We start from the raw sequence: 25,922 nt of genomic DNA, 5'->3' as shown, positions 1-25,922 counted from the left end.
TTGTTTTAAAACGCGATTCAAATAATTCTTAAAAGAAAGTATCTTCGCTTGAACAACTTAAAACTCAATTATGAAAAGAATTTTACTTTGCTTTTTTATTTTACTTTGTATTACAAGCTGTACGCTTAAGGAAAAAATGGTTATGAATGAAGATGGATCGGGAACTTTTTCTTACGGCTTTGACATGTCACCGATGTATAAAATGGGTATGAAAAAAACAGATTCGACTAAAGTTAATAAAGTCTTAGACACTACTTTTACCGTCAAAGATGTGCTAGCCAAAATAAAAGACAGTATTTCTAAATTGTCAGATGCTGATAAGGAAAAAATTGAGCAGCTCGAGAAAGAAAAAGAGAAACTTGAAATTCTAGAAGATTTTAAAGTAAGCATAAAGGTAAATGACGAAAAAAAGCAATTCGAATATGCTATGGCATTTGATTTTCCTGCCGGAACAGATTTTAAAACTATTGCCACACCCACTGAAAGTTTAGAAGCGCTCGCAGCCACTGACAAAAAAAGATTAGGAGCTCTTAGCGCTGCTCCAAAGCCAGAAGAAAAATCAACTGCAACTATTTTTTATGATGGTAAGGTTTTTATTAAATCGGTAACACCTTCTAAAGAAGATAAAAAAGCTAAAAAGAAAAAAGAAGCTAAGAAAGAAAAGAGTGATGATCCATTTTCAAAACAAATAGAAGAAATGATGAAGGAATGTAAATATACAGTCGAATATCATTTTCCTAAAAGGATTAAAACTGTTTCTATCAAAAATGCAGTAGTAGCAGCAGATAGAAAAAGCTTTATTGCCGAAATGCCATTAGGCAATATGCAAGAAAGCAGCGTGGATTTTGGTTTCAAAGTAGAATTTGAATAATAATTGGAGGTTTTTAATAAAGTGTATTTTTAAAAATAGTCTTTGTATCTTTGATAAAAATATACTGCGATGAAATTATATAAATTACTTAGTTTTTCTTTTTTAATAGCAACTTTAACTAGCTGTACTTTTACTGAAAACATTTACATTAATGATAATGGAACCGGGAAATTTTCGGTAGACATGGATGGTTCTGCTTTAATGGAAATGGCTGGAGATCAGATCGCAGGTCAAATGGGAGATGCTAAAAAAGATATCGATACGACTTTTACTTTCAAGCAACTATTTGAAGAAAAAAAAGACAGTATTGCTAAGTTATCACCAGAAACTCAGAAAGAGCTTAAAAAGCTTGAGAATTTTGTGGTTTCAACAAAAATGAGTTCTGAAAAAAAACAGTTTTTAATGAACTTAGGAACAGATTTTAAAAATGTCAATGAGCTTCAGGATATTTTACAAACTTTAAGCACCTTTCAGAAATTAGAAGGAGGAGCAAATGCATCTCCACTTGGAAATGGTTTTGGAGATAATGGCAGTAAATTAAGCTATACTTACGACGGAAAGAAATTTACAAGAAAAGCAGTAGTCGATCAACAAAAATTACAGGCTGCGAAGGCAAAAGATACAGCTGCAGATATGACCAAAATGATGTTCGCATCATCTAGCTATATTGTAAATTATCATTTTCCAAAAAAAATTAAGAAAGTTTCTAATCCAAATGCATTGTTTAGCGACGATCGAAAATCAATTACAATTCAATACTCTTTTACGGATTATATGGAGAATCCTGACAAACTGAACTTCGATGTTGAGTTTGAAAAATAATTAAAATGAATAAAAAAATCCAACTTCAGGATCTGGGCAAAAGAGATTATAAATCGACCTGGGAATATCAGGAAGAAATTTTTAAGGATATTGTCGATTTAAAAATTAAGAACAGAAGAGAAGAACTTGATCTGCCAACGCCAAATTATTTATTGTTTGTTGAGCATCCGCATGTTTATACTTTAGGAAAAAGCGGTGATCTTGAGAACTTATTATTAAACGAAAAACAGTTAGAAGCCAAAGGAGCGACATTTTATAAAATTAATCGTGGCGGTGATATTACCTATCATGGACCAGGACAAATTGTAGGTTATCCGATTTTAGATTTAGAAAATTTCTTTACCGATATTCATAAATACCTTCGTTTGCTAGAAGAATCTATTATTCTGACTTTGGCCGAATATGGTTTAGAATCGGGTAGAAGTGAAGGAGAAACGGGAGTTTGGCTAGGTGCAGGAACTCCGTTTGCTCGTAAGATTTGTGCAATGGGGGTTCGCGCTTCACGTTGGGTTACCATGCACGGTTTTGCCTTAAACGTAAATGTAGATTTGGGTTATTTTGATAATATTATTCCATGCGGTATTCGCGGAAAAGGAGTCACATCTTTAAATGTAGAGCTTGGTGTGGAGAAAGTAGATGAAGAAGAAGTAAAATCTAAAATCATCAAACATTTTACCGAACTATTCGAAGCTGAATTTGTTTAAAAGATTCAAAATAATTCGAGTATGGAAAATGAAGACAAAAAATCATTTTTGAAGCATTTAGATCTTCCAGAAAAAGAATTACAGGAGTTATTGAGTATTGCACAATATGGTAAAATAGCTAAGGCAGACTATTTTATTCGTGAAGGTCAAGTGCCTCGTAAAATGGCTTTTGTGGTAAAAGGTTTGTTTCGATATGTTTACACTCACGAAAACGGAAACGAATTCACTAAAAATATTATAGCCGAAGGGAATTTTATAAGTTCTTATTCGGCTATGATTTATAATACTCCTTCCTATTTTTCGATAGAAGCTTTAGAAGATTCCGAGATCTTGGAAATTGATTATTCAAGCTGGATCGAAATAAAAGAAAAAAATCCATTTTGGAATGTCTTTCTTATTCAAATTCTTGAAAAAGCATTTTCTATAAAAGAAAAACGAGAAAGAGAACTGCTTCTTTTAGATGCTGAAAAGCGATATGAAATTTTTATTGCTGAATTTCCTGATATCGAAAATCGTGTTTCACAACAAATTATAGCTTCTTATTTAGGTATTCAGCCAGAATCTTTCAGCAGACTCAAAAGAAAAATTAAGACTTAACATAGGTCAATGCAACTCCATAGCAGGAGAACTATTTTTGATTTCTAATTTAAAAAATGAAATTATGGAAATCTCAAATAATACTATTGTTATTACAGGAGGAAGCTCTGGTTTAGGATTTGAAATGTGCCGACAGTTTATAGAAAAGGGCAATAACGTGATAACCTGTTCACGTTCTTTGGAAAAACTTGAAGAGGCCAAAAAGCGATTGCCCAATTTAGTCATTTACAAGTGTGACATTGCTCGGGAATTAGAATGCGAAGATTTTGCAGAATGGCTTCGAATTAATTATCCTAAGGTCAATGTTTTAATTAACAATGCTGCTATTGCCAATAAAGCTCATTTTGTAGAAGACCGATTTTTGTTAGAAAAAATGAATGAAGAATTCTCAGTTAATCTAAATGCACCAATTCGTTTAATCAAGCTTTTGTATCCGATTTTAATCCAAAATCAAAATCCTAAAATAATAAATATTACCACAGGATTGGTTTATGTTCCAAGAACAATTTACCCGTTTTACAATGCCGCAAAATCGGGTCTGCATTCTTTTACTCAAGTTTTAAGAGAACAGTTGAAAAAAGAAAAAATGAAGGTTATAGAAGTGTTATTTCCAGTAGTAGATACCCCTTGGCACAAAGAAAATGTTCCTAAAATTGCAATTTCACCTCAAGATGCAGTCTCAGAAATGCTTGAAAGTATATCTCAAAATCAGACTGAAATAAGAATTGCAAAAGTAAAACTGCTTTATTTTCTTTTTAGAATAGCTCCTCGATTTGCATTCCGTAAAATAAATAGTCTTTAAATATATGAGTGTTGTTTAAATACAAATTCGATTTTTCTTGGAATAAATGCATATTTACATTGTTTTTAAAATGCAAAACAGCAACCTTATTTTAAATAAAAAGCGTTTTTTTTCTTAAATTTATATTCAAAAAACAGAAAAACCATTTCTCAAAAGTTAAGATTTTGAAGGGATGGCAAATTCTAAACTACTTGTAATTCTCTTAGCTATTTATGCTAAATTTGATTTTATACTATTAAATTAAAATTTCATTTTATTTCCGATTGCTTATGAGAAAAATCTACTTATTCTGTTTCCTTTTTGCGCTTAACGGTCTTTTTGCCCAAAAGAAAGATAAATTATATCCAGTTGCAGTTTATGAAAAAGTGTGGCAGGAAAAAAACAGCGATACCAGATTAAAGATGATTAAATCTATTTGGTTAGAAGACAGTACTTTTGAAGATCCTTCGGCTTCTATAAAAGGAATTACGGCATTTAATAATGTAATCAACGAATTTTACAAGAAAAATCCAGATGCGATATTAACATCAGGATCCAAAATTGTAAAAGATAATTATGTAACGTGGGAATGGAAAGTTTTGGATTCCAAAAACAACCTAATAATGGCAGGACGTGATTTTGCACGTTTAAACGGTAAAGGACAAGTGAGCAAAATTATTGGTTTCTGGGATAAAGGAGCGACTTTGTCTGAAGCTGATATTCTTAAAAATCTGGAAGCTGATAATTTGAAAGTAGCTGCTAAATATTACGAAAGCCTTTTTAAAACAAGAGATTTTGATGCTTTAGCAACTGTAGTTGCAGACGGTGCAGTTTACAATCAAGCTGTTGGATTACCGTATGGGGGAACTTATACAGGTTTTAGCGAATGGACAAAAATGTTTACAAAATCAACAGAGTTTTTTGATTTGCAAATAGAAAAAGAACCAACCTATTTTAGTGATGCTTCTAAAAATGAAGTGATCATTTATTTTACAATGAGCTGTAAATCAAAAAAATCAGGCAAAACCATGTCAGTTCCAATTTCAGAACATATCGATCTGAAGGACGGAAAAATTACAGATGTGAGATCTTTTTATTATGATACAAAACAGTTTGCAGAATTCTTAAAAAGCAAAAAATAAAAAAAACGACCTTTTTAGGTCGTTTTTTTATTCAAAAAAATCAAGTTCTAACTGCTCTGGCAAAAGTCTAAAACTCATTCTATGATATTTTGTAGTTCCAAATTCCTTAATAGCTTCGCGATGTTCTTTAGTTGGATATCCTTTGTTTTGTTTCCAATTGTACATCGGAAATTCTTCGTGAATTTTGTCCATATATTCGTCGCGATAGGTTTTTGCTAAAACAGATGCCGCTGCAATGCTAAGATATTTGCCGTCGCCTTTTATAATACTTTGGTTCGGAATCGATTTTAAAAGAGCAATTTCATCTTTAGAAAACTGCCTTCCAAAAGTGTTTTTAAGTCCGAGTTTAGCATTCAAGGAACGATTCCCGTCAACTATAATATATTCAGGAACATGTTTTAGTTTCAAAATACATTCCTGCATTCCTTTCATCGAAGCATTTAGAATGTTTATTTCGTCAATTTCATCTGGAAACAAATGTGTTACAGAAAAACATACAGCTTCTTTTTCGAGAATTGGCCTTAATAAGGCTCTCGTTTTTTCAGACAATTGTTTACTGTCATTCAGAATTTTGTTCTCAAAATGTTCGGGTAAAATTATAGCTGCGGCAGTAACCGGCCCGGCTAAACATCCTCTGCCAGCTTCATCAGTTCCAGTTTCTAAAACAAATCCTGAGAAATTTTTTTCGAGCATTTTTTAGGGTTTAAATAACAAATGAAATGAAATTTTCAGCAAAAATATTCGTTTTCGTACTGTCAGCCAAGGCAATTGTATAAAATGAAGTGTTTTTTTATTTATTTGTTTTTATAATTTACCTTTGCTTAGCAAAATTTTGACAAAATAAATTTATATAAAGCCATCAAATGAGAATATTCATTTTTCTATATCTATTAGTTGTACCAACTTTATTGTTTTCGCAAGAAAAAAAAACTGCTCCTAAAAATAATTTAGATATGAATACGGAATATTCAAGTATTACTGATTCCGTAAAAAAGAAAAAACAAAAAATAGCAACGATAGATCAGTATAAAATTGTGACTTTAGAACATGATACAATTTATGCAGATACTTCGCTAACTATTAAAAGTGCTTATAGACAGAATCATCTTAGAAAAGATCTTTTCGGACTCCAGGAGTTGTCCAATATTGGGCAGCCACTAAATATGCTGCAATATAGCTTGACGAGTTTTTCTCCTTATCCAGAAATTGGTTTTAGCGGAAAACATTCTCTTTATATGCAAGCAGATCAAATTAGATATTATTCTGTTGCAACTCCTTTTACAGAATTGTTTTTTAATACAACAATAAAAAAAGGACAGAATGTGGATTCTTTTATCACATTAAATGCTTCTAAAAATCTTAATTTTTCTATTGCTTATAAAGGTCTAAGATCTGAGGGAGATTATAATAATCAATTGGTTAGCGCTGGAAATCTGAGAATTACAACTAGTTATGCTACAACCAATAAGCGTTATGCAATAAACGCGCACTTCACGAATCAGGATATATTGAATGAGGAAAATGGCGGTATTACAAACGATGCTGATTTTGAAAGTGATAATCAAGATTATAAAAATCGACAAAGATTACAGGTTTATTTAACCGACGCAGAATCCTTTTTAAAAGGAAGAAGATTATTTTTTGATCATGCTTTTAGAGTAAATCCAACTGATGGGAGTAATAATTTATATATAACACATCAGTTTAATTATGAATATAAAGCTTATGAATATAAACAGCCAACTGTAATGTCGACTTTAACTGCTAATGATGGATCAACTACACGTATACAGCGATTTGGAGACTCGTATGCGGCAAGTAATATTAACGATCAGACTAAATATGAAAGGTTGTATAACAAAGTGGGAGCGGCTTACGAGAATTCGCTTTTAGGAAAATTTATATTCTTTATCGACGACTATAGATCGAATTATAAATATAACCGAATTATTGTTGATGCTGACGGAAATGCAGTTCCAGATAATTTGTTTTTGCAGTTTAACAATTTTGGTGCTCAATATGAATATCAGAAAAACAAATGGAATGGTAGATTTTTATATTCAAGATCAATAACCAACGAATCGCTTTCAGATTTGGATGCTAAACTGCGATATGATATGAGCGAAAAAATCAAATTTGATTTCAGATATCGCAACATTAATAAATTGCCTAACAACAATTATAATTTGTACCAAAGTAGTTGGATTTCGTACAACTGGTCGAATAATTTTAAAAACGAAAAAATTAATTCCTTAAGCGCAGAGATTACAACTCCTTGGTTGACAGGACAAGTTCAGTATACAGTGCTGAAAGATCATTTGTATTTTACTGATATGGCTACAGATGCAGAAAAAGCGGCAAGTCAACAGATTGTGAAACCAATGCAATACGGAAATGTGATTAATTATTTAGAAATAAAAGCAAGCCGGGAGTTTAAATTTGGTCCTTTTGCGCTAGATAATACACTTTTGTATCAGAAAGTAGATCAGTCAGATTTAGTTTTAAATGTGCCTGATTTTGTAACTAGAAATACATTCTATTATTCGAATCATTTCTTTAAAAAAGCATTGTTCATGCAAACAGGGCTTGTATTTAATTATATGACTAAATACTATGGAGATGATTATAACCCTGTTATTGCAGAATTTTTTGTGCAACAGGATAAAAAAATCGGTGGTTTTGCAACATTCGATTTCTTTGTGAATGCCAGAATACGCCAGACCCGTTTTTATTTAAAAGCGGAACATTTTAATGCTTTATTTACGCAAAGCAACTATTATGCAGCGCCTCATAATCCGTATCGTGATTTTGCATTGCGTTTTGGTCTGGTTTGGAACTTCTTCCAATAAAAACTGGCTTACTTTTTATTTAGAACCACTAATAAAACTTAAATAAAAATGGACTTTTCAAATAACATTTTAGAAACAATTGGTAATACACCATTGGTAAAACTCAACAAAATTGTTGCTGAAATTGATGCGTTAGTATTGGCAAAAGTCGAAACCTTTAATCCTGGTAATTCTGTAAAAGACAGAATGGCTGTAAAAATGATTGAAGATGCTGAGGCAGATGGCCGACTAAAACCGGGGGGAACTATCATTGAAGGAACTTCCGGAAATACAGGAATGGGACTTGCACTTGTTGCAATTGTAAAAGGATACAAATTAATTTGTGTGATCTCAGACAAACAGTCTAAAGAAAAAATGGATATTCTTCGTGCCGTTGGAGCAAAAGTTGTCGTTTGTCCTACTGATGTTGAGCCTACAGATCCGCGTTCTTACTATTCGGTTTCAAAGCGTTTAGCAGAAGAAACCCCAAATTCTTGGTATGTAAATCAGTATGATAATATGTCAAATTCGCTGGCGCATTATGAACAGACTGGACCTGAAATCTGGAAACAGACAGATGGGAAAATCACGCATTTTGTTGTGGGAGTTGGAACAGGCGGGACTATTTCTGGGGTTGGAAAATACCTAAAAGAGAAAAACCCGAACATCAAAATCTGGGGAATTGATACTTATGGTTCTGTCTTCAAAAAATACCACGAAACAGGAATTTTCGACGAAAACGAAATTTACTCTTATATAACAGAAGGTATTGGAGAAGATATTTTGCCTAAAAATGTTGATTTTTCTCTAATTGATGGTTTTACAAAAGTGACCGACAAAGATGCTGCAGTCTATACTAGAAAAATTGCTCTTGAAGAAGGTATTTTTGTTGGAAATTCTGCAGGAGCCTGTATAAAAGGTTTATTGCAGTTGAAAGAGCATTTTAAACCAGATGATGTAGTAGTAGTGTTATTTCACGATTCTGGAAGCCGATATGTAGGTAAAATGTTCAACGATGATTGGATGCGTGAGCGAGGATTCTTAGAAGAAAATGTAACAAAAGCAGAAGACGTTATTAAAGATCATATTGATAAGGAGCTGATTGTAGTACGTACTGAAGAATTAGTTTCGCATGCCATTGAGCGTATGCGTAAATACAAAATTTCGCAGATTCCGGTTGTTGATATTAACGGCTTTGTTGGTTCTGTAGATGAAACTGATTTATTTAGAAGCTATGTTGCTGATAAAAATGTTGCCGAAAAGCCAATAAAAGAAGTAATGGGCAAACCTTTTCCGATTGTAAAATTAGGAACTCCGATCGAAGAAGTTTCAAAACTTTTTACAAAAGAAAATGATGCTGTTTTAGTAGATTTAGAAAACGGACATCATCACATTATCACTAAATATGATATAATTGGCTCAATAAAATAAGCCTTTTATAAATAATTAATAATCCATAAACCGAATTGTTTTTCGATAAGGTTTATGGATTTGTATTTTAAAAAGAGAATATGACTTTTACTGCTATTGATTTTGAAACGGCAACTGGCTATCATCCGTGTTCGGTGGGAATTGTTACGGTCGAAAATGGAGTTATTGTAGACGAGTATGTATCATTAATTAAACCGCCAAATAACAAGTATAATCCGTTTACGATTCGTGTTCATGGAATTTATCCGAAAGATACGGTCAATGCAAAATCTTTCTTCCAAATCTATCCTGAGATTGAAAAGAGGCTAAAAAATAGAGTTGTGGTAGCGCACAATGAAAGTTTTGACCGGAATGTTTTAATAAAAACCATGTTGCTTCATGGCCTAAATTATGATGATCTAAACATTGCTGCAAAATGGGAATGCACAGTTAAAATCTACAAAGCAAAAGGAATAAAGCCAACCAAATTGAGTGATTGCTGCCGCGAAATGAATATTCATCTCAATCACCATGAGGCATTGTCAGATGCAAGAGCCTGTGCTAAATTATATATGCTTCGCTAAATAATTCAAATATTTGTAAGAATAGTATTAAAATTTAATTACTTTTAGATTTTGTAATTACACTATAAAAATCTAAAATGAAAGAAGACTTCCTTCATTATCTCTGGAAATTCAAGAAGTTTGATGGCTTGAATTTAAAATCTGTTCAAGGAGAAGAAATAACCATCATTAAAACAGGCGATTATTTGGAGCTTGCTGGGCCTGATTTTTTTAATGCTCATATAGAAATCGGAAATCAGAAGTGGGCCGGTAATGTAGAGATTCATCTAAAATCTTCAGACTGGTATTTGCATAATCATGAAAAAGATGCCGCTTATAAAAATGTGATTCTTCATGTTGTGTGGGAAAATGACACGGCCATTTTTAGAGAAGACAATACAGAGATACCCGTTCTAGTGCTTAAATATTATGTTTCAAAAGAAATTATTGATAATTATAATGCTTTGGTTTCTCCAAAAACATGGATTTCTTGTGAAAGGCAATTAAAAGAAATTGACAAGTTTGTGTTTAAGAATTGGCAGGAAAGATTATTTTTTGAACGTTTAGAGCGAAAATCAAAGTTTATAGATCAATTATTAGAAGAAACGAATCAAGATTGGGAAGCTGTCTTGTTTTGTCTTCTAGCGAAAAATTTTGGTTTAAATACCAACGGAAATTCCTTTTTGCAGATAGCAAAAGCAATTCCTTTTTCAGTGATTAGAAAAGAAAGTTTTGAAGTCGAAAATCTTGAAGCGCTCCTTTTTGGAACTTCAGGATTATTGGAAACAGAGAAAGAAGATGTTTATTATAAAGATTTAAAGTTTCGCTACTTCTATTTATTGCATAAATATCAAATAGAAAAGATTTATGCAGATCCTCTTCAATTTTTTAAGCTTCGTCCAGATAATTTCCCTACTATTAGACTTTCTCAGTTAGCATTTTTATATCATAGACATCAGAACTTATTTTCAAAAATAATTGATTTGAAATCTGTTGGCGAAGTGTATCGTTTGCTGAATATTTCTGCAAGTTCATATTGGCAAAACCATTATCAATTTGATAAAGAAAGTCCAAATAAATCTAAAATGCTTTCTAAGCCATTTATAGATTTAGTGGTAATTAATACTATAATCCCGCTTCAATTTGCTTATTCTAATATAAGGGGCGAATCAATTGCCGAAGATTTGATTGATTTTATAAATGAAGTTGACTCAGAGAAAAACGCGATTATTGACAAGTTTAATTCGTTTGGAATAAAGTCTCAATCCGCATTTGAAAGTCAAGCCTTGCTCGAACTTAAAAATGAATACTGTGAGCGTAAAGCATGCTTAAAATGTGCTATCGGATTAGAACTACTCAAAAATAATTAGATAATTTGTACTTTTGTATCGCGAACAATCAGAATCTAAAATCTAAAGTCATAAATCTAAAAGAGATGTCAGCAATTTTAAAACTTAAATTCTTTTTTGAAAAATATGGTTTTCATGTTTCTTCAAGATTAGCAGATAAACTCGGAATGCGTGTAACAAGTGTAAGACTGTTTTTTATCTACATTTCTTTTGTTACAGCAGGTTTAGGCTTTGGAGTCTATTTAACACTTGCTTTTTGGATTAGACTGAAAGATTTAATCCGTTCAAAAAGAACATCAGTATTTGATTTATAAAAAAAGCTCCAAATTTAATTTGGAGCTTTTTTATGAAGTGATGTTTTATTATTCTTCAGTACCATCATTAAGTCTTGATCTCTTTTTGCTGTATCCAAAATATACAACTATTCCAAGAACAAGCCATCCAAGAGATAATAATTGAGCATCTTTACTCAAATTGAAAATTAAGTAGCTATTAATTGCAATTCCTAATACCGCAATAATTGGTAAAGCAGGAACTTTAAAAGTCCTGTTTAATCCAGGTTGTTTTACTCTTAAAATCCAAACAGCGATACAAACCATTGTAAAGGCGAATAAAGTACCAAAACTTGTCATATCAGCTAATTTATTGATTGGAGTAAAAGCAGCAACTGTTGCAATAATAGCTCCAAGAATCATTAAATTTGTTTTTGGAGTTCCAGAAATAGGGTTTACTTTAGAGAAAACTTGTGGAATTAAACCGTCTTTAGACATTCCTAAGAAAATTCTAGATTGTCCCATAATCATTACCATTAATACCGAAACTAAACCAATAGTAGCTGCAACAGTAATAATAAAGCCAGCCCAACCCTGTCCAGCGATATCAAAAGCATAAGCAACAGGAGCTTTAATAGCTTCAGGATATTTCCCTAGCGGGTTAAAATCTTGGTAGTTCATCATTCCTGTTAATACTAAAGAAACAAGAATATATAAAGTTGTACAAATCAATAATGAAGCAATAATTGCAAACGGAACGTCTTTTTTAGGATTGATAGCTTCTCCAGCTTGTGTAGAAACGGCATCAAAACCAACATAAGCAAAGAAAATTGCAGCGGCTCCAGAAATGATACCTCCAATTCCGTAAGCATTGTGCGTAGTTTCTTTTTCAACGATCTGAGTTGCTTCAGGAATAAATGGGCTCCAGTTTGCAGTATTGATGAAGAAAAGACCAGCAACAATTACAAAGATTACTGCAGAAACTTTAAGGATAACAATAGCATTGTTTGCTTTTGCGGCACTTTTTGTTCCTTTAATAAGTAATGAGATAACTAAGATAACGATTAAGAAAGCAGGAAGATTCATTGAGAAACCTTCGCCAGTATAACTTGCAGGATCTGTTGTAAGCCATTCAGGGAGTTTTATATGAAATAATTTCAGTAATTTATTAAAGTATCCAGACCAGGAAACTGCTACCGTCATAGACCCCATTGCATATTCGAGAATTAATCCCCACCCAATTATCCAGGCAAAAATTTCACCTATAGTACCATAAGCATACGCATAAGCAGATCCTTCAACAGGTAAAATAGAAGCAAATTCAGAATAGCAAAGAGCCGCAAAAACACACGCAATACCTGCGATGATAAACGAAATTGCTAATGCTGGACCGGCATGATAATAAGCCCCAGTACCTGTAAGTACAAAAATTCCACCGCCGATAATGGCACCAACACCAATCGCAGTAAGACTCCATTTTCCTAGGACTCTTTTTAAATCACTTTTTTTCATATCGGCCTCAAAGGCTGATATAGGTTTAACTCTCCAAATTGACATATTATTTTATTGGTTTATTTGTTATTAAGTGCCAAATGTATTGTTTTTTGTAAAAAATAAAAACAATTATCATGTTTTAAGTTATAAAATCTTTGTTTTTTTTACAGTTGTCGTAAGAAAGATTCTTTAAGTATTGACATTCATTAAATTAATTGGCCTTTTACAAAAGATTCGATAATTTTTTGAAAACTACTTTTCTTACTAATTTTCTTAATAAATTTGAAAGATTTTTCTTAACTTATTCTTCAAAAGTATTTTTAAACATGAATTTTAAGCCTCTAAACAAGTATTTTTATTTTACAAAACAGCAACGCATTGGTATTTTTATTCTCTTTCTTATTATGATAGGATTACAGATGTTTTATTTATTATCTGATTTTAATATTTTAGACATTAAGAATACAGAAAAAGAACAGTGGCTTGCACTTCAATCAGAAATTGATCAGAAGAAATTGATAGATAAAAATGCAAAACCATCTAATTATCTTTTTAATCCTAATTTTATTTCTGATTATAAAGGATATAAACTAGGGATGTCAGTTGAAGAAATTGATCGTTTAGTGGCATTTAGAAAGGAAAATAAATATGTAAATTCTGCAGAAGAGTTTCAAAAAGTTACTGGGATTTCAGATTCTCTACTAAATAAAATTTCTCCTTTGTTTAAATTTCCAGATTGGAAACAGAATAAACCTATTTATAGTAGTGAGAAAAAAGATTTCAGCATAAAAAGTTTTCCCAAAAAAGAAAAGATTGCAATTTTAGATATTAATCAGGCTACTCAGGAAGATTTAATGAAAATTTATGGAATAGGAGAAGGGTTGTCTTCTAGAATACTTAAACAAAAAGAAATTCTAGGCTCCTTTGTTTCTATAGATCAGATGAAGGATATTTGGGGACTTTCGCCTGAAGTTATAAATGAGTTGAATGGCCATTTTAAGGTTGTGATTCCGCCAACTTTGAAGAAAATAAACGTAAACGAGGCGTCATTAAAAGAATTATCTCAATTTTCATATTTTAAATATGGACTCGCAAAGCAAATCGTAACATATAGAAGTATGAATGGAAATTTTAATAATATTGAGGATTTAGCAAAAATTAAAGATTTTCCTGTTGAAAAAGCAAAAATAATTAGTTTATATTTGGAGTTCTAAAAGAAACTAACTCATGAACTTTGATTACAACGAAACGCAGATAATGATTGCACAGTCTATAAAAGACTTTGCAGAAAAAAATATTAGACCTTATATAATGGAATGGGACGAAGAACAAATTTTCCCGATTCCTTTATTTAAAAAACTTGGAGAAATGGGCTTCATGGGAGTTTTGGTTCCTGAAGAATACGGAGGATCAGGTTTGGGTTATCATGAATATGTCACAGTAATTGAAGAAATTTCAAAAGTAGACCCTTCAATTGGATTATCTGTTGCGGCGCATAATTCTTTATGTACGAATCATATCTTAACTTTCGGAAATGAAGAGCAAAAGAAAAAATGGTTGCCAAAATTGGCTACAGCAGAATATATAGGAGCATGGGGATTGACAGAGCACAACACAGGTTCTGATGCTGGAGGAATGAATACAACTGCTGTAAAAGATGGCGATCATTGGATTGTCAATGGTGCGAAAAACTTTATTACGCATGGTATATCTGGAGACATTGCCGTTGTGATTGTTCGTACCGGAGAAAAAGGCGATTCTAAAGGAATGACGGCTTTTGTCTTTGAAAAAGGCATGAAAGGGTTCTCGTCTGGTAAAAAAGAAAATAAATTGGGAATGAGAGCTAGTGAAACAGCTGAATTGGTTTTTGATAGCTGTCGTGTTCCTGATGCAAATAGATTGGGGGAAGTCGGACAAGGTTTCGTGCAGGCTATGAAAATTCTTGATGGAGGAAGAATTTCTATTGGAGCACTGTCTTTAGGAATTGCAAAAGGGGCGTATGAAGCGGCATTGAAATATTCAAAAGAAAGACATCAATTTGGACAGCCAATCAGTAATTTTCAAGGAATCTCCTTTAAGTTAGCAGATATGGCAACAGAAATTGAAGCGTCAGAATTGCTTTTGCATAAAGCGGCCTATTTAAAGCAACAACATAAACCTATAACAACATTAGGTGCAATGGCAAAAATGTATGCATCAGAAGCATGTGTTAAAATTGCAAATGATGCCGTTCAGATTCATGGCGGTTATGGCTACACTAAAGATTTTCCAGTAGAAAAATTCTATAGAGATTCTAAATTATGTACTATAGGAGAGGGAACAACAGAAATCCAAAAGCTCGTTATTTCTAGAAACTTATTAAAATAGTAGCTTATTTTGGGCGTGCCCCTAAAAACAAAAGCCATTTAGCAAGCGCAGAGAGGCTTTTGTTTTTAGGGTCGGGCTTTTCATTCCAATCTTTTTGTTTTTAAAGAAAAAACAAAAAGGATTTCCATTGCAATCCCTCACGCATACACAAAATAAGAAATTTTTGAAAATAATTCAAAATTTATAATTCATAATTCATAATTAATATATACATTTGCAGCCTTAACGAAAGGAGGTGTCTATATTATGTTAATTATACCAATTAAAGACGGAGAAAATATCGATAGAGCATTAAAGCGCTATAAAAGAAAATTTGATAAAACAGGAACTGTTCGTCAATTAAGAGCACGTACTGCTTTTATTAAGCCTTCTGTTATCAAAAGAGCTCAAATCCAAAAAGCGGCTTACATTCAAAGCTTGAAAGACAGTTTAGAAAGTTAATATCGGCTTTTCGAAAATAATTACCGTTAGTGGTCAAAATGTTTTAATTTTGATGCTAACGGTTTTTTTTATGCTTAAATTTTAGATTTTATGAAAACAAATAAAGAGGCTTTTTCGGATTATCTTTTGTTGGAAAAAAAATATTCTCCGCATACTGTTGGTGCTTATTTGAATGATATAGTTTCTTTTGAGTCTTTTGTAAAAGAATCTTTTGAGCAGGAAAGTATTGATTTGGTAAACTATAGTCAGGTGAGAAGCTGGATCGTTTTTTTAGTGGATCAAAATATTTCAAACGTTTCTATAAATAGAAAAATGGCTTCCTTGAAGGCTTTTTATAAGTTTCTTTTAAGATCAAAGCAGATTGAGGTTAATCCGATGCTGAAGCATAAGTCTTTGAAAACTCCAAAAGTAGTTCAGATTCCTTTTTCGGAAAAAGAATTAAAGGATTTGCTGGATGTAATGGAAGCTCCTGTCGGTTTTGAAGAGATTCGGGATAGGCTTATTGTAGAGATGTTTTATGTTACAGGAATGCGTCGTGCTGAATTGATTCATTTAATGGTTAGAAATGTTGATCGTTCAAGTAATACAATTAAAGTTTTAGGGAAAAGAAATAAAGAACGCATTATTCCTATTTTGCCGATTATTGGCGGTCAAATTGATTCATATATAAGGGAAAGAGATGGTTTAGAAAGTTTGGTTGATTCGGACTATTTTTTTGTTTCGAAAAAAGGGTTAAAATTGAGCGAATCTTTTGTTTATCGTTTAATAAATTCATACTTTAGTAGGGTCTCAGAAAAGGTAAAAAAAAGTCCGCATGTGCTACGCCATACTTTTGCAACACACCTTTTAAATAATGGGGCAGATTTGAATTCAGTTAAAGAATTGCTAGGGCATTCTAGTTTGGCATCTACACAGGTTTATACTCATAATAGTCTTGCGGAGCTTAAAAAAGTATATAAAGGTGCGCATCCAAGAAGTAAATAGCGGTTCTAAGTGTTAATCCTAAAATTTTTATTATGAAGGTAGATGTTCATGCAGTTAATTTTACTGTCGACAGAAAATTGGTCGATTTTATCCAAGAAAGAATGGGTAAGCTAGAGAAATACTACGATCGTGTGGTTTCATCAGATGTTTTTTTAAAAGTAGAAAGAACAAGTGATAAAGAGAATAAGGTGGTGGAGATAAAGATTAATGTTCCTGGTGATGATTTTTTGGTAAAAAAACAGTGTAAAACATTTGAAGAAGCGGTTGAGCTTTCTGCAGAGTCGTTAGAACGTTTGCTTGTAAAAAGGAAGGAAAAAATAAGAGCGCACATTTAATTGAAATTTTTTTCGAAAAATGTTTTGATTAAAAGATAAAATAGCTACATTTGCAGTCCGTTAGAAATAGCGGACTTTTTTAATGTATTCGCCGATGTAGCTCAGCTGGCTAGAGCAGCTGATTTGTAATCAGCAGGTCGTGGGTTCGAGTCCCTCTATCGGCTCAATAAATTCAAATGCGATTTGGATTGGTTCTTTAAAATATTGGATTTTAAAAATTAGGGGAGATACTCAAGCGGCCAACGAGGGCAGACTGTAAATCTGCTGTGAAAACTTCGCAGGTTCGAATCCTGCTCTCCCCACAAAAAAAAGAGGTTAAGGTTTTGGGTTTTAGATTTTTAAAAATCTAAGATCTAAATTCAGGAATCTAAAATCAGAACTCTCTGCCGGTGTAGCTCAGGGGTAGAGTGCTTCCTTGGTAAGGAAGAGGTCTCGGGTTCAAATCCCGACATTGGCTCAAGTAAGTAGGAAATTGAAAATTAATATATAACTAAGATTAAAAATTAAGTAAAATGGCAAAGGAGAATTTTAATCGTTCCAAACCGCACTTAAACATAGGTACAATTGGACACGTAGATCACGGAAAAACTACATTAACTGCTGCAATTACAAAAGTATTGTCAGATGCTGGTTACTGTCAAGCAAAATCGTTTGATCAAATCGATAACGCTCCAGAGGAGAAAGAAAGAGGTATTACTATCAATACATCTCACGTAGAGTATGAAACAGCTAACCGTCACTACGCTCACGTTGACTGTCCAGGTCACGCGGATTACGTAAAGAACATGGTTACTGGAGCTGCTCAAATGGACGGAGCTATCTTAGTAGTTGCTGCTACAGATGGTCCAATGCCACAAACTCGTGAGCACATCCTTTTAGGACGTCAGGTTGGTATTCCAAGAATCGTTGTTTTCATGAACAAAGTGGATATGGTTGATGATGCTGAGTTGTTAGAGCTTGTTGAAATGGAAATTAGAGATTTATTATCTTTCTACGAATATGATGGAGATAATGGTCCTGTAGTTCAAGGTTCTGCTTTAGGAGGATTAAACAATGATCCAAACTGGGTACCTAAAATTATCGAATTAATGGAGGCTGTTGACAACTGGATCGAAGAGCCAGTACGTGACGTAGCTAAACCATTCTTGATGCCAGTTGAGGACGTATTTACAATTACAGGTCGTGGAACTGTTGCTACAGGTCGTATCGAAACTGGAGTTGCTAATACTGGAGATCCTGTTGAAATCATTGGTATGGGAGCTGAAAAATTAACTTCTACTATTACAGGAGTTGAGATGTTCCGTAAAATCCTTGATAGAGGTGAAGCTGGAGATAACGTAGGTTTATTGTTAAGAGGTATTGATAAATCAGACATCAAAAGAGGTATGGTTATCATTAAGCCAGGTTCAGTAAAACCACACTCTAAATTCAAAGCTGAGGTTTATATCTTGAAAAAAGAAGAAGGTGGACGTCACACTCCATTCCACAATAACTACCGTCCACAGTTCTACGTACGTACAACTGACGTAACAGGAGTTATTACTTTACCAGCAGGTGTAGAGATGGTAATGCCAGGTGATAACTTAACTATTGAGGTTGCTTTATTAAGCCCAATCGCTATGAACGTAGGTTTACGTTTTGCTATCCGTGAAGGTGGTAGAACAGTTGGTGCTGGTCAAGTTACTGAAATCGTAGAGTAATTCTATTAAAATAAATAAGAAGCCAGTGATTATTTTTTAATCACTGGCTTTAATTACGGGCGTAGTTCAAGGGTAGAATAGCGGTCTCCAAAACCGTTGATGGGGGTTCGAATCCCTCCGCCCGTGCAATAAAAAATATATCAAATGACAAAAGTTACTAATTATTTATCAGAGGCTTTCGAAGAGTTAAAGTCAAATGTTACTTGGCCAGCTTGGGCTGAAGTACAAAAATTGACAATTGTTGTGGCTGTATTTTCGATTTTATTCGCTTTGGCAACTTGGGGAGTAGACGAATTTTTTGCAAAAGCTTTGGCTGGATTTTTTAACTGGTTAAAAGGATAATTTTTTTGTGATGGCAGATAATAATGTGAAAAAATGGTACGTAGTTAGAGCGGTTAGTGGTCAAGAAAATAAAGTGAAAGCTTATATCGAGACTGAGATTGCGAGATTAGGTATGGAGGATTATGTTTCTCAGGTTTTAGTTCCTACTGAAAAAGTAGTTACTGTAAAAGATGGGAAAAAATCATCTAAGGATAAAGTGTATTTTCCTGGATATGTTATGATCGAAGCTAACTTGGTTGGTGAGATTCCTCATATTATTAAGTCAATTACTAGTGTTATTGGATTTTTAGGAGAGACTAAAGGTGGAGAACCAGTTCCTTTGAGACTTTCTGAAGTAAACCGTATGTTAGGGAAAGTGGATGAATTGGCTGTTAATACAGATACTCGTTCTATTCCATTTAGTGTTGGTGAAACGGTTAAGGTTATTGATGGACCTTTCAATGGATTTAATGGATCTGTTGAAAAAATCAATGAAGAGAAGCGTAAGCTTGAAGTAATGGTTAAGATTTTCGGAAGAAAAACTCCATTAGAATTAAGCTTTATGCAAGTAGAAAAAGTATAATTTTTTGTTACACTATAATAAACCATTGTAATCGCTTCCATAGATTACAGTGTTAAATTTTTTAAAAATGGCTAAAGAAATTAGTAAGGTAGTTAAACTACAAGTTAAGGGAGGTGCTGCGAACCCGTCGCCACCGGTTGGACCTGCTTTAGGAGCTGCTGGGGTTAACATCATGGAGTTTTGTAAGCAATTTAATGCTAGAACTCAAGATAAACCTGGCAAAATTTGTCCAGTGCAAATCACTGTGTACAAAGACAAATCATTTGATTTTGTTGTTAAGACTCCTCCAGCAGCAGTTCAGTTAATGGAAGCTGCGAAGCTAAAATCTGGTTCTGGTGAGCCTAATCGTAAAAAAGTAGCTAGCGTTACTTGGGAACAAATTAGAACTATTGCTGAAGACAAAATGCCAGACTTAAACGCTTTCACAATCGAGAAAGCTATGAGTATGGTTGCTGGAACAGCTAGATCTATGGGTATAACTGTATCAGGAGATGCTCCTTTTTAATTAAGAAAAAGAAATGGCAAAATTAACAAAAAAGCAAAAAGAGGCTGCTTCAAAAATTGAAAAGAACAAATTATACTCTTTAAAAGATGCTGCTGCATTAATTAAAGTTGTTGCTTCTGCAAAATTTGATGAGTCTGTTGATATCGCAGTTCGTTTGGGTGTTGATCCAAGAAAAGCGAATCAAATGGTTAGAGGTGTAGTTACTTTACCTCACGGAACAGGAAAAGACGTTAAAGTATTAGCATTGGTTACTCCAGATAAAGAAGCTGAAGCAAGAGAAGCTGGAGCAGATCACGTTGGTCTTGACGATTACTTACAAAAAATTAAAGACGGTTGGACAGATGTTGATGTGATCATTACTATGCCTGCTGTTATGGGTAAATTAGGTCCATTAGGTCGTATTTTAGGACCTAGAGGTTTAATGCCAAACCCTAAAACAGGTACTGTAACTATGGATGTTGCTAAAGCTGTTCAAGAAGTTAAAGCTGGTAAAATTGACTTTAAAGTTGATAAAACTGGTATCGTTCACGCTGGTATTGGTAAAGTTTCTTTCGGAGCTGAGCAAATCGTTGAGAACGCACACGAAATTATTCAAACATTAATAAAACTTAAACCAACTGCTGCTAAAGGTACATACATTAAAGGTATTCACCTTACAAGCACAATGAGTCCTGCTATCGCATTAGACCCAAAAGCAGTATAATTGGTAGTTAAAAATTTTTAGTATGACTAGAGAAGAAAAATCAATCGCGATTGAAAATTTAACTGCGCAGTTAGCTGGTACAAATATCATTTACATTTCTGATATTTCTGGTTTAAACGCAGAGACAACTTCAAGCTTACGTAGAGCTTGTTTCAAAGCAGGTATCAAATTAGAGGTTGTAAAAAACACTTTGCTTGCAAAAGCAATGGAAGCTTCTTCTAATGATTATGGTGATTTACCTACAGTTTTATCAGGTAATAGTGCTATCTTCATTTCTGATGTTGCTAATGCACCTGGAAAAATTATCAAAGATTTCCGTAAGAAATCTGATAAACCAGTTTTAAAAGGAGCTTACATCAATTCTGAAGTATATATTGGGGATAACCAATTAGATACATTAGCTACAATTAAATCTAAAGAAGAGCTTATCGGGGAAATCATTGGATTATTACAATCTCCAGCTCAAAGAATTATTTCTGCTTTACAAAACAAATTCGCTGGAAGCGAAGAAGGAGCAGAGTAATAATGTAGGGAGGCTTGCTTCCTTGCTGCTTAATTAGCGCACAATAATTAAATTATATTTTTACACAAATCATTTTAAACGATAGAAAAAATGGCAGATTTGAAACAATTCGCAGAACAATTAGTTAACTTAACAGTTAAAGAAGTTAACGAATTAGCAACAATATTAAAAGATGAGTACGGAATCGAGCCTGCTGCTGCTGCTGTAGTAGTTGCTGCTGGTGGAGGAGACGGTGCTGCTGAAGAAGCACAAACTGAATTTACAGTTGTATTGAAAGATGCAGGAGCTTCTAAATTAGCTGTTGTAAAATTAGTTAAAGAATTAACTGGTTTAGGTCTTAAAGAAGCTAAAGATGTAGTAGACGGTGCACCAAGCAACGTTAAAGAAGGTGTTTCTAAAGAAGAGGCTGAAGGTCTTAAAAAATCTTTAGAAGAGGCTGGAGCTACTGTTGAGCTTAAATAATTAAACTCAGTTTAAGAACTAGGTTTAGGTCTTGAGTTAACACTCAAAGGCCTAAACCATTTTTCGTATAATAAAATATTATCAAATTTTATTATCCCATAGTTTAAAATACGAAAAAGTTTTTGATCAATACGAAGAAAGAAAATTGAGCCCATTTTTTCGGTCCTATTTTTAAAGATGTATTGATTATAATAAGAAAGTATAGATTAAACAGTGTGTATTTACACAAAAATAAATTACTTTTTTTTAATCAAAATTTTGTCCATTGATGATAACAAATCAGACTGAAAGATTGAATTTTGCCTCTACAAAAAATATCCCTGACTATCCGGACTTCTTGGATGTTCAGGTTAAATCTTTTAAAGATTTCTTTCAATTAGAAACGAAATCTGACGAAAGAGGCAACGAAGGGTTATACAATACCTTCATGGAAAACTTCCCAATTACAGATACAAGAAATAACTTTGTATTGGAATTCCTAGATTATTTTGTTGATCCGCCACGTTATACAATTCAAGAATGTATAGAGAGAGGTCTTACTTATAGTGTGCCTTTAAAAGCTAGGTTAAAACTATACTGTACAGATCCAGAACACGAAGATTTTGAAACAATTGTACAAGACGTTTATCTTGGAACAATTCCTTACATGACTCCTAGTGGTACTTTTGTTATTAATGGTGCCGAGCGTGTTGTAGTATCTCAATTACACCGTTCTCCAGGGGTTTTCTTTGGACAGTCATTCCACGCAAATGGAACTAAACTTTATTCTGCGAGAGTAATTCCTTTTAAAGGATCTTGGATAGAATTCTCTACTGATATTAACAGCGTAATGTACGCGTATATCGATAGAAAGAAAAAATTACCTGTAACAACTTTATTCCGTGCTATTGGTTTCGAAAGAGATAAAGATATCTTAGAGATTTTCGATTTAGCTGAAGAAATTAAAGTATCTAAAACAGGAATTAAGAAATATATTGGAAGAAGACTTGCTGCGCGTGTTTTGAACACATGGCACGAGGATTTCGTAGATGAGGATACTGGAGAGGTAGTTTCTATCGAACGTAACGAAATCATCCTTGATCGTGATACTATTATCGACAAAGATAATGTTGAAGAGATCATCGATTCTAATGTAAAATCTATTTTGTTACACAAAGAGGATAACAATCAAGCAGATTATGCTATTATCCACAACACGTTACAAAAAGATCCAACTAACTCTGAAAAAGAAGCTGTAGAGCACATCTACCGTCAGTTGCGTAACGCTGAACCGCCTGATGAAGAAACTGCTCGTGGTATTATAGATAAATTGTTCTTCTCTGACCAACGTTATAACTTAGGTGAAGTTGGTCGTTACAGAATGAACAAAAAATTAGATTTAGATATCCCTATGGATAAGCAAGTGCTTACTAAAGAGGATATCATTACAATCGTTAAATATTTGATCGAGTTGATCAACTCTAAAGCAGAGATTGATGATATTGATCACTTATCAAACCGTCGTGTTAGAACAGTTGGTGAACAATTGTCTCAACAATTCGGTGTTGGTTTAGCACGTATGGCTAGAACTATTCGTGAGAGAATGAACGTTAGAGATAACGAGGTGTTTACACCAATTGATTTGATTAATGCTAAAACATTATCATCAGTTATCAACTCTTTCTTTGGTACTAACCAGTTATCTCAATTTATGGATCAAACAAATCCATTAGCTGAGATTACACACAAAAGAAGACTTTCTGCACTTGGGCCAGGTGGACTTTCGAGAGAAAGAGCTGGTTTTGAGGTTCGTGACGTTCACTATACTCACTATGGTCGTTTATGTCCGATTGAAACTCCTGAGGGACCAAACATTGGTTTGATTTCATCTCTTGGTGTTTATGCAAAAGTTAACGGAATGGGATTCATTGAAACTCCATACCGTAAAGTGACAGATGGTGTTGTTGATTTAGAAAGCGCACCAATTTATTTAAGTGCTGAAGAAGAAGAAGGAAAAATGATTGCTCAGGCAAACATTGAAATGGATGCTTCTGGTAAAATTACAGCTAGTAATGTTATTGCTCGTGAAGAGGGTGACTTCCCAGTTGTTGAACCAAGTTCAGTACATTATACAGACGTTGCTCCTAACCAGATCGCTTCGATTTCTGCATCTTTGATTCCATTCTTGGAGCATGATGATGCGAACCGTGCGTTGATGGGATCAAACATGATGCGTCAGGCAGTTCCTTTGATCCGTCCTGAAGCACCGATTGTTGGTACAGGTTTAGAGCGTCAGGTAGCTTCAGATTCAAGAGTATTAATCAATGCTGAAGGGCATGGTACTGTTGAATACGTTGATGCTAACATCATTACTATTAAATACGATCGTACAGAAGACGAGAGAATGGTAAGTTTTGATGCTGATGAGAAAACGTACAACTTAATTAAATTCAGAAAAACCAACCAAGGTACAAGTATCAACTTGAAGCCAATCGTAAGAAGAGGTGACAGAGTTGTTCCTGGACAAGTATTATCAGAAGGGTATGCTACTCAAAATGGAGAATTAGCTTTAGGTAGAAACTTAAAAGTTGCGTTCATGCCATGGAAAGGGTACAACTTTGAGGATGCGATTGTAATTTCTGAGAAAGTAGTTCGTGATGATATTTTTACATCTATTCACGTTGATGATTATTCATTAGAGGTTAGAGATACTAAGTTAGGAAATGAAGAGTTAACAAACGACATTCCTAACGTTTCTGAAGAAGCTACTAAAGATTTAGATGAAAACGGTATGATCAGAATTGGAGCAGAGGTTAAGCCTGGCGACATTTTGATCGGAAAAATTACGCCAAAAGGAGAGTCAGATCCAACTCCAGAGGAGAAATTGCTTCGTGCAATCTTCGGGGATAAAGCTGGTGATGTGAAAGATGCTTCATTAAAAGCTTCTCCATCTTTACATGGTGTAGTTCTTGACAAAAAATTATTTGCAAGAGCCGTAAAAGATAAACGTAAACGTACTCAAGATAAAGATGCTTTAGGTGCTTTAGAAATGGAATTCGAAACTAAATTTGTTGAATTAAAAGACAGATTAGTAGAGAAATTATTCTTGATCGTTAACGGAAAAACATCTCAAGGTGTAATGAATGATTTGGGTGAAGAAGTTTTACCAAAAGGTAAAAAATATACTCAAAAAATGCTTTACGCAGTAGAGGATTTTGCTCACTTAAGCAAAGGTCAGTGGGTTGCTGATGACGCTACAAATAAAATGGTTAATGATTTGATTCATAACTATAAAATTAAGCTGAACGACTTACAAGGAGCTTTAAGAAGAGAGAAATTCACTATTACAGTTGGAGATGAATTACCATCTGGAATTTTGAAATTAGCTAAGATTTACATTGCTAAAAAACGTAAGTTAAAAGTGGGTGATAAAATGGCGGGTCGTCACGGTAACAAAGGTATTGTTGCTAGAATCGTTCGTCATGAAGATATGCCTTTCTTAGAAGATGGAACACCAGTAGATATCGTATTGAATCCACTTGGGGTACCTTCACGTATGAACATTGGTCAGATTTATGAAACAGTATTAGGATGGGCTGGTATGAACTTGGGTAGAAAATTTGCTACTCCAATCTTCGACGGAGCTTCTCTTGACGAAATCAATGCTTTGACTGATGAAGCTGGAGTACCGCGTTTCGGACATACTTACCTATATGATGGTGGTACTGGAGAGCGTTTTGCACAAAAAGCGACTGTGGGTGTAATTTACATGCTTAAATTAGGACACATGGTTGATGATAAGATGCACGCACGTTCTATTGGACCATACTCATTGATTACGCAACAGCCACTTGGAGGTAAAGCTCAATTTGGAGGTCAGCGTTTTGGAGAGATGGAGGTTTGGGCACTTGAGGCTTATGGAGCTTCTAGTACACTACGTGAGATCTTAACTGTTAAGTCTGATGACGTTATTGGTAGAGCTAAAACTTACGAGGCTATCGTTAAGGGTGAAACTATGCCAGAACCAGGTTTACCAGAATCATTCAATGTATTAATGCACGAATTGAAAGGTCTAGGATTAGATCTTCGTTTGGAAGAATAATAAAAGTTTTCAGTCACAGTTTCAGTATTCAGTTAACGCTGAAAACTGAGACTGTCGGCTATTACGAATAATATTAAAGTTTTT

26 protein-coding genes and 4 tRNA genes are annotated in these 25,922 nt (G+C 33.7%); 28 read left to right on the top strand and 2 right to left on the bottom strand.

Annotation, left to right across the window (positions count from 1 at the left end; translation table 11 throughout):
- Positions 1–70: 70 nt before the first annotated feature.
- The 6 genes from BB050_RS03345 to BB050_RS03320 all read left to right on the top strand — a co-directional run bounded on the left by BB050_RS03345 (position 71) and on the right by BB050_RS03320 (position 4,917).
- Positions 71–871 carry a hypothetical protein gene (locus BB050_RS03345; protein ID WP_123906985.1) on the top strand — a complete coding sequence of 267 codons (801 nt, stop codon included), beginning with the start codon at positions 71–73 and terminating at the stop codon, positions 869–871.
- Between the two features lie 69 nt (positions 872–940).
- On the top strand, positions 941–1,693 hold the full coding sequence (locus BB050_RS03340) for a hypothetical protein (RefSeq protein WP_066032598.1): 753 nt from the start codon (positions 941–943) through the stop codon (positions 1,691–1,693).
- A gap of 5 nt (positions 1,694–1,698) precedes the next feature.
- Positions 1,699–2,397 (top strand): lipoyl(octanoyl) transferase LipB, encoded by a 699-nt coding sequence (lipB, locus tag BB050_RS03335; protein WP_066032597.1) that lies wholly within the window; start codon positions 1,699–1,701, stop codon positions 2,395–2,397.
- A 21-nt stretch (positions 2,398–2,418) separates the two neighbouring features.
- Positions 2,419–2,994, top strand: a complete 576-nt coding sequence (locus tag BB050_RS03330) for a Crp/Fnr family transcriptional regulator (protein ID WP_066032596.1) — start codon at positions 2,419–2,421, stop codon at positions 2,992–2,994.
- 64 nt (positions 2,995–3,058) lie between these two features.
- Positions 3,059–3,796 (top strand): SDR family oxidoreductase, encoded by a 738-nt coding sequence (locus BB050_RS03325; protein WP_066032595.1) that lies wholly within the window; start codon positions 3,059–3,061, stop codon positions 3,794–3,796.
- A 269-nt stretch (positions 3,797–4,065) separates the two neighbouring features.
- On the top strand, positions 4,066–4,917 hold the full coding sequence (locus tag BB050_RS03320) for a nuclear transport factor 2 family protein (protein ID WP_066032594.1): 852 nt from the start codon (positions 4,066–4,068) through the stop codon (positions 4,915–4,917).
- A 27-nt stretch (positions 4,918–4,944) separates the two neighbouring features.
- On the opposite strand, the gene BB050_RS03315 is transcribed toward BB050_RS03320, so the two are convergent.
- Positions 4,945–5,610, bottom strand: coding sequence for a ribonuclease HII (locus BB050_RS03315; RefSeq protein ID WP_008466949.1), 666 nt, complete (start codon positions 5,608–5,610; stop codon positions 4,945–4,947).
- A 170-nt stretch (positions 5,611–5,780) separates the two neighbouring features.
- On the opposite strand from BB050_RS03315, the gene BB050_RS03310 reads away from it, so the two are divergent.
- The 5 genes from BB050_RS03310 (at position 5,781) to BB050_RS03290 (ending at position 11,381) form a co-directional block, all read left to right on the top strand.
- The gene (locus BB050_RS03310; RefSeq protein WP_066032593.1) at positions 5,781–7,766 is read left to right on the top strand and encodes a putative porin; all 1,986 of its coding nucleotides are present in this window, start codon (positions 5,781–5,783) and stop codon (positions 7,764–7,766) included.
- A gap of 48 nt (positions 7,767–7,814) precedes the next feature.
- Entirely contained in the window at positions 7,815–9,176 is a 1,362-nt protein-coding gene (locus tag BB050_RS03305) for a pyridoxal-phosphate dependent enzyme (RefSeq protein WP_066032592.1), read from the top strand.
- A gap of 80 nt (positions 9,177–9,256) precedes the next feature.
- Entirely contained in the window at positions 9,257–9,739 is a 483-nt protein-coding gene (locus BB050_RS03300) for a 3'-5' exonuclease (RefSeq protein ID WP_066032591.1), read from the top strand.
- A gap of 77 nt (positions 9,740–9,816) precedes the next feature.
- Entirely contained in the window at positions 9,817–11,088 is a 1,272-nt protein-coding gene (locus tag BB050_RS03295) for a DUF2851 family protein (RefSeq protein WP_066032590.1), read from the top strand.
- Between the two features lie 65 nt (positions 11,089–11,153).
- The gene (locus tag BB050_RS03290) at positions 11,154–11,381 is read left to right on the top strand and encodes a PspC family transcriptional regulator (protein WP_008466940.1); all 228 of its coding nucleotides are present in this window, start codon (positions 11,154–11,156) and stop codon (positions 11,379–11,381) included.
- Positions 11,382–11,429: 48 nt separating this feature from the next.
- Here BB050_RS03290 and BB050_RS03285 read toward each other — a convergent pair whose 3' ends face one another.
- Positions 11,430–12,896, bottom strand: coding sequence for an APC family permease (locus BB050_RS03285; RefSeq protein ID WP_066032589.1), 1,467 nt, complete (start codon positions 12,894–12,896; stop codon positions 11,430–11,432).
- A gap of 263 nt (positions 12,897–13,159) precedes the next feature.
- On the opposite strand from BB050_RS03285, the gene BB050_RS03280 reads away from it, so the two are divergent.
- The 17 genes from BB050_RS03280 (at position 13,160) to rpoB (ending at position 25,838) form a co-directional block, all read left to right on the top strand.
- Entirely contained in the window at positions 13,160–14,047 is an 888-nt protein-coding gene (locus BB050_RS03280; RefSeq protein ID WP_066035092.1) for a helix-hairpin-helix domain-containing protein, read from the top strand.
- Positions 14,048–14,060: 13 nt separating this feature from the next.
- Positions 14,061–15,200: an acyl-CoA dehydrogenase family protein gene (locus BB050_RS03275; RefSeq protein WP_066032588.1), complete on the top strand. Its 1,140-nt coding sequence runs from the start codon at positions 14,061–14,063 to the stop codon at positions 15,198–15,200.
- 246 nt (positions 15,201–15,446) lie between these two features.
- Positions 15,447–15,641 carry a 30S ribosomal protein S21 gene (gene rpsU / locus BB050_RS03270; RefSeq protein ID WP_008466933.1) on the top strand — a complete coding sequence of 65 codons (195 nt, stop codon included), beginning with the start codon at positions 15,447–15,449 and terminating at the stop codon, positions 15,639–15,641.
- A gap of 90 nt (positions 15,642–15,731) precedes the next feature.
- Entirely contained in the window at positions 15,732–16,625 is an 894-nt protein-coding gene (locus BB050_RS03265) for a tyrosine-type recombinase/integrase (protein ID WP_066032587.1), read from the top strand.
- A gap of 32 nt (positions 16,626–16,657) precedes the next feature.
- Complete coding sequence (hpf, locus tag BB050_RS03260; protein WP_008466930.1) at positions 16,658–16,960, top strand: ribosome hibernation-promoting factor, HPF/YfiA family; 303 nt, start codon at positions 16,658–16,660, stop codon at positions 16,958–16,960.
- Between the two features lie 90 nt (positions 16,961–17,050).
- A tRNA-Thr gene (locus BB050_RS03255) sits at positions 17,051–17,124 on the top strand.
- 57 nt (positions 17,125–17,181) lie between these two features.
- A tRNA-Tyr gene (locus tag BB050_RS03250) sits at positions 17,182–17,262 on the top strand.
- 83 nt (positions 17,263–17,345) lie between these two features.
- Positions 17,346–17,417 (top strand) — tRNA-Thr (locus BB050_RS03245).
- Between the two features lie 55 nt (positions 17,418–17,472).
- Positions 17,473–18,660 (top strand): elongation factor Tu, encoded by a 1,188-nt coding sequence (gene tuf, locus BB050_RS03240; RefSeq protein WP_008466928.1) that lies wholly within the window; start codon positions 17,473–17,475, stop codon positions 18,658–18,660.
- Between the two features lie 55 nt (positions 18,661–18,715).
- Positions 18,716–18,786: transfer RNA gene (locus BB050_RS03235), tRNA-Trp, on the top strand.
- 18 nt (positions 18,787–18,804) lie between these two features.
- The gene (gene secE / locus BB050_RS03230; RefSeq protein WP_008466927.1) at positions 18,805–19,002 is read left to right on the top strand and encodes a preprotein translocase subunit SecE; all 198 of its coding nucleotides are present in this window, start codon (positions 18,805–18,807) and stop codon (positions 19,000–19,002) included.
- A gap of 10 nt (positions 19,003–19,012) precedes the next feature.
- Entirely contained in the window at positions 19,013–19,564 is a 552-nt protein-coding gene (nusG, locus tag BB050_RS03225; protein WP_008466925.1) for a transcription termination/antitermination protein NusG, read from the top strand.
- 67 nt (positions 19,565–19,631) lie between these two features.
- Complete coding sequence (gene rplK / locus BB050_RS03220; RefSeq protein WP_008466923.1) at positions 19,632–20,069, top strand: 50S ribosomal protein L11; 438 nt, start codon at positions 19,632–19,634, stop codon at positions 20,067–20,069.
- Positions 20,070–20,082: 13 nt separating this feature from the next.
- Positions 20,083–20,772: a 50S ribosomal protein L1 gene (gene rplA, locus BB050_RS03215; RefSeq protein WP_008466920.1), complete on the top strand. Its 690-nt coding sequence runs from the start codon at positions 20,083–20,085 to the stop codon at positions 20,770–20,772.
- Between the two features lie 22 nt (positions 20,773–20,794).
- Entirely contained in the window at positions 20,795–21,295 is a 501-nt protein-coding gene (rplJ, locus tag BB050_RS03210) for a 50S ribosomal protein L10 (RefSeq protein ID WP_008466919.1), read from the top strand.
- Between the two features lie 90 nt (positions 21,296–21,385).
- Positions 21,386–21,757 carry a 50S ribosomal protein L7/L12 gene (gene rplL / locus BB050_RS03205; protein WP_008466917.1) on the top strand — a complete coding sequence of 124 codons (372 nt, stop codon included), beginning with the start codon at positions 21,386–21,388 and terminating at the stop codon, positions 21,755–21,757.
- Positions 21,758–22,025: 268 nt separating this feature from the next.
- Entirely contained in the window at positions 22,026–25,838 is a 3,813-nt protein-coding gene (gene rpoB / locus BB050_RS03200) for a DNA-directed RNA polymerase subunit beta (protein ID WP_008466915.1), read from the top strand.
- Positions 25,839–25,922: the final 84 nt, after the last annotated feature.

Origin of the sequence: Flavobacterium anhuiense (assembly GCF_001705175.1) — a bacterium.
Taxonomy (GTDB): Bacteria; Bacteroidota; Bacteroidia; order Flavobacteriales; family Flavobacteriaceae; genus Flavobacterium; species Flavobacterium anhuiense.
The sequence above is the reverse complement of the archived record's forward strand: the minus strand, read 5'-3'. Positions and strand labels throughout refer to the sequence as shown.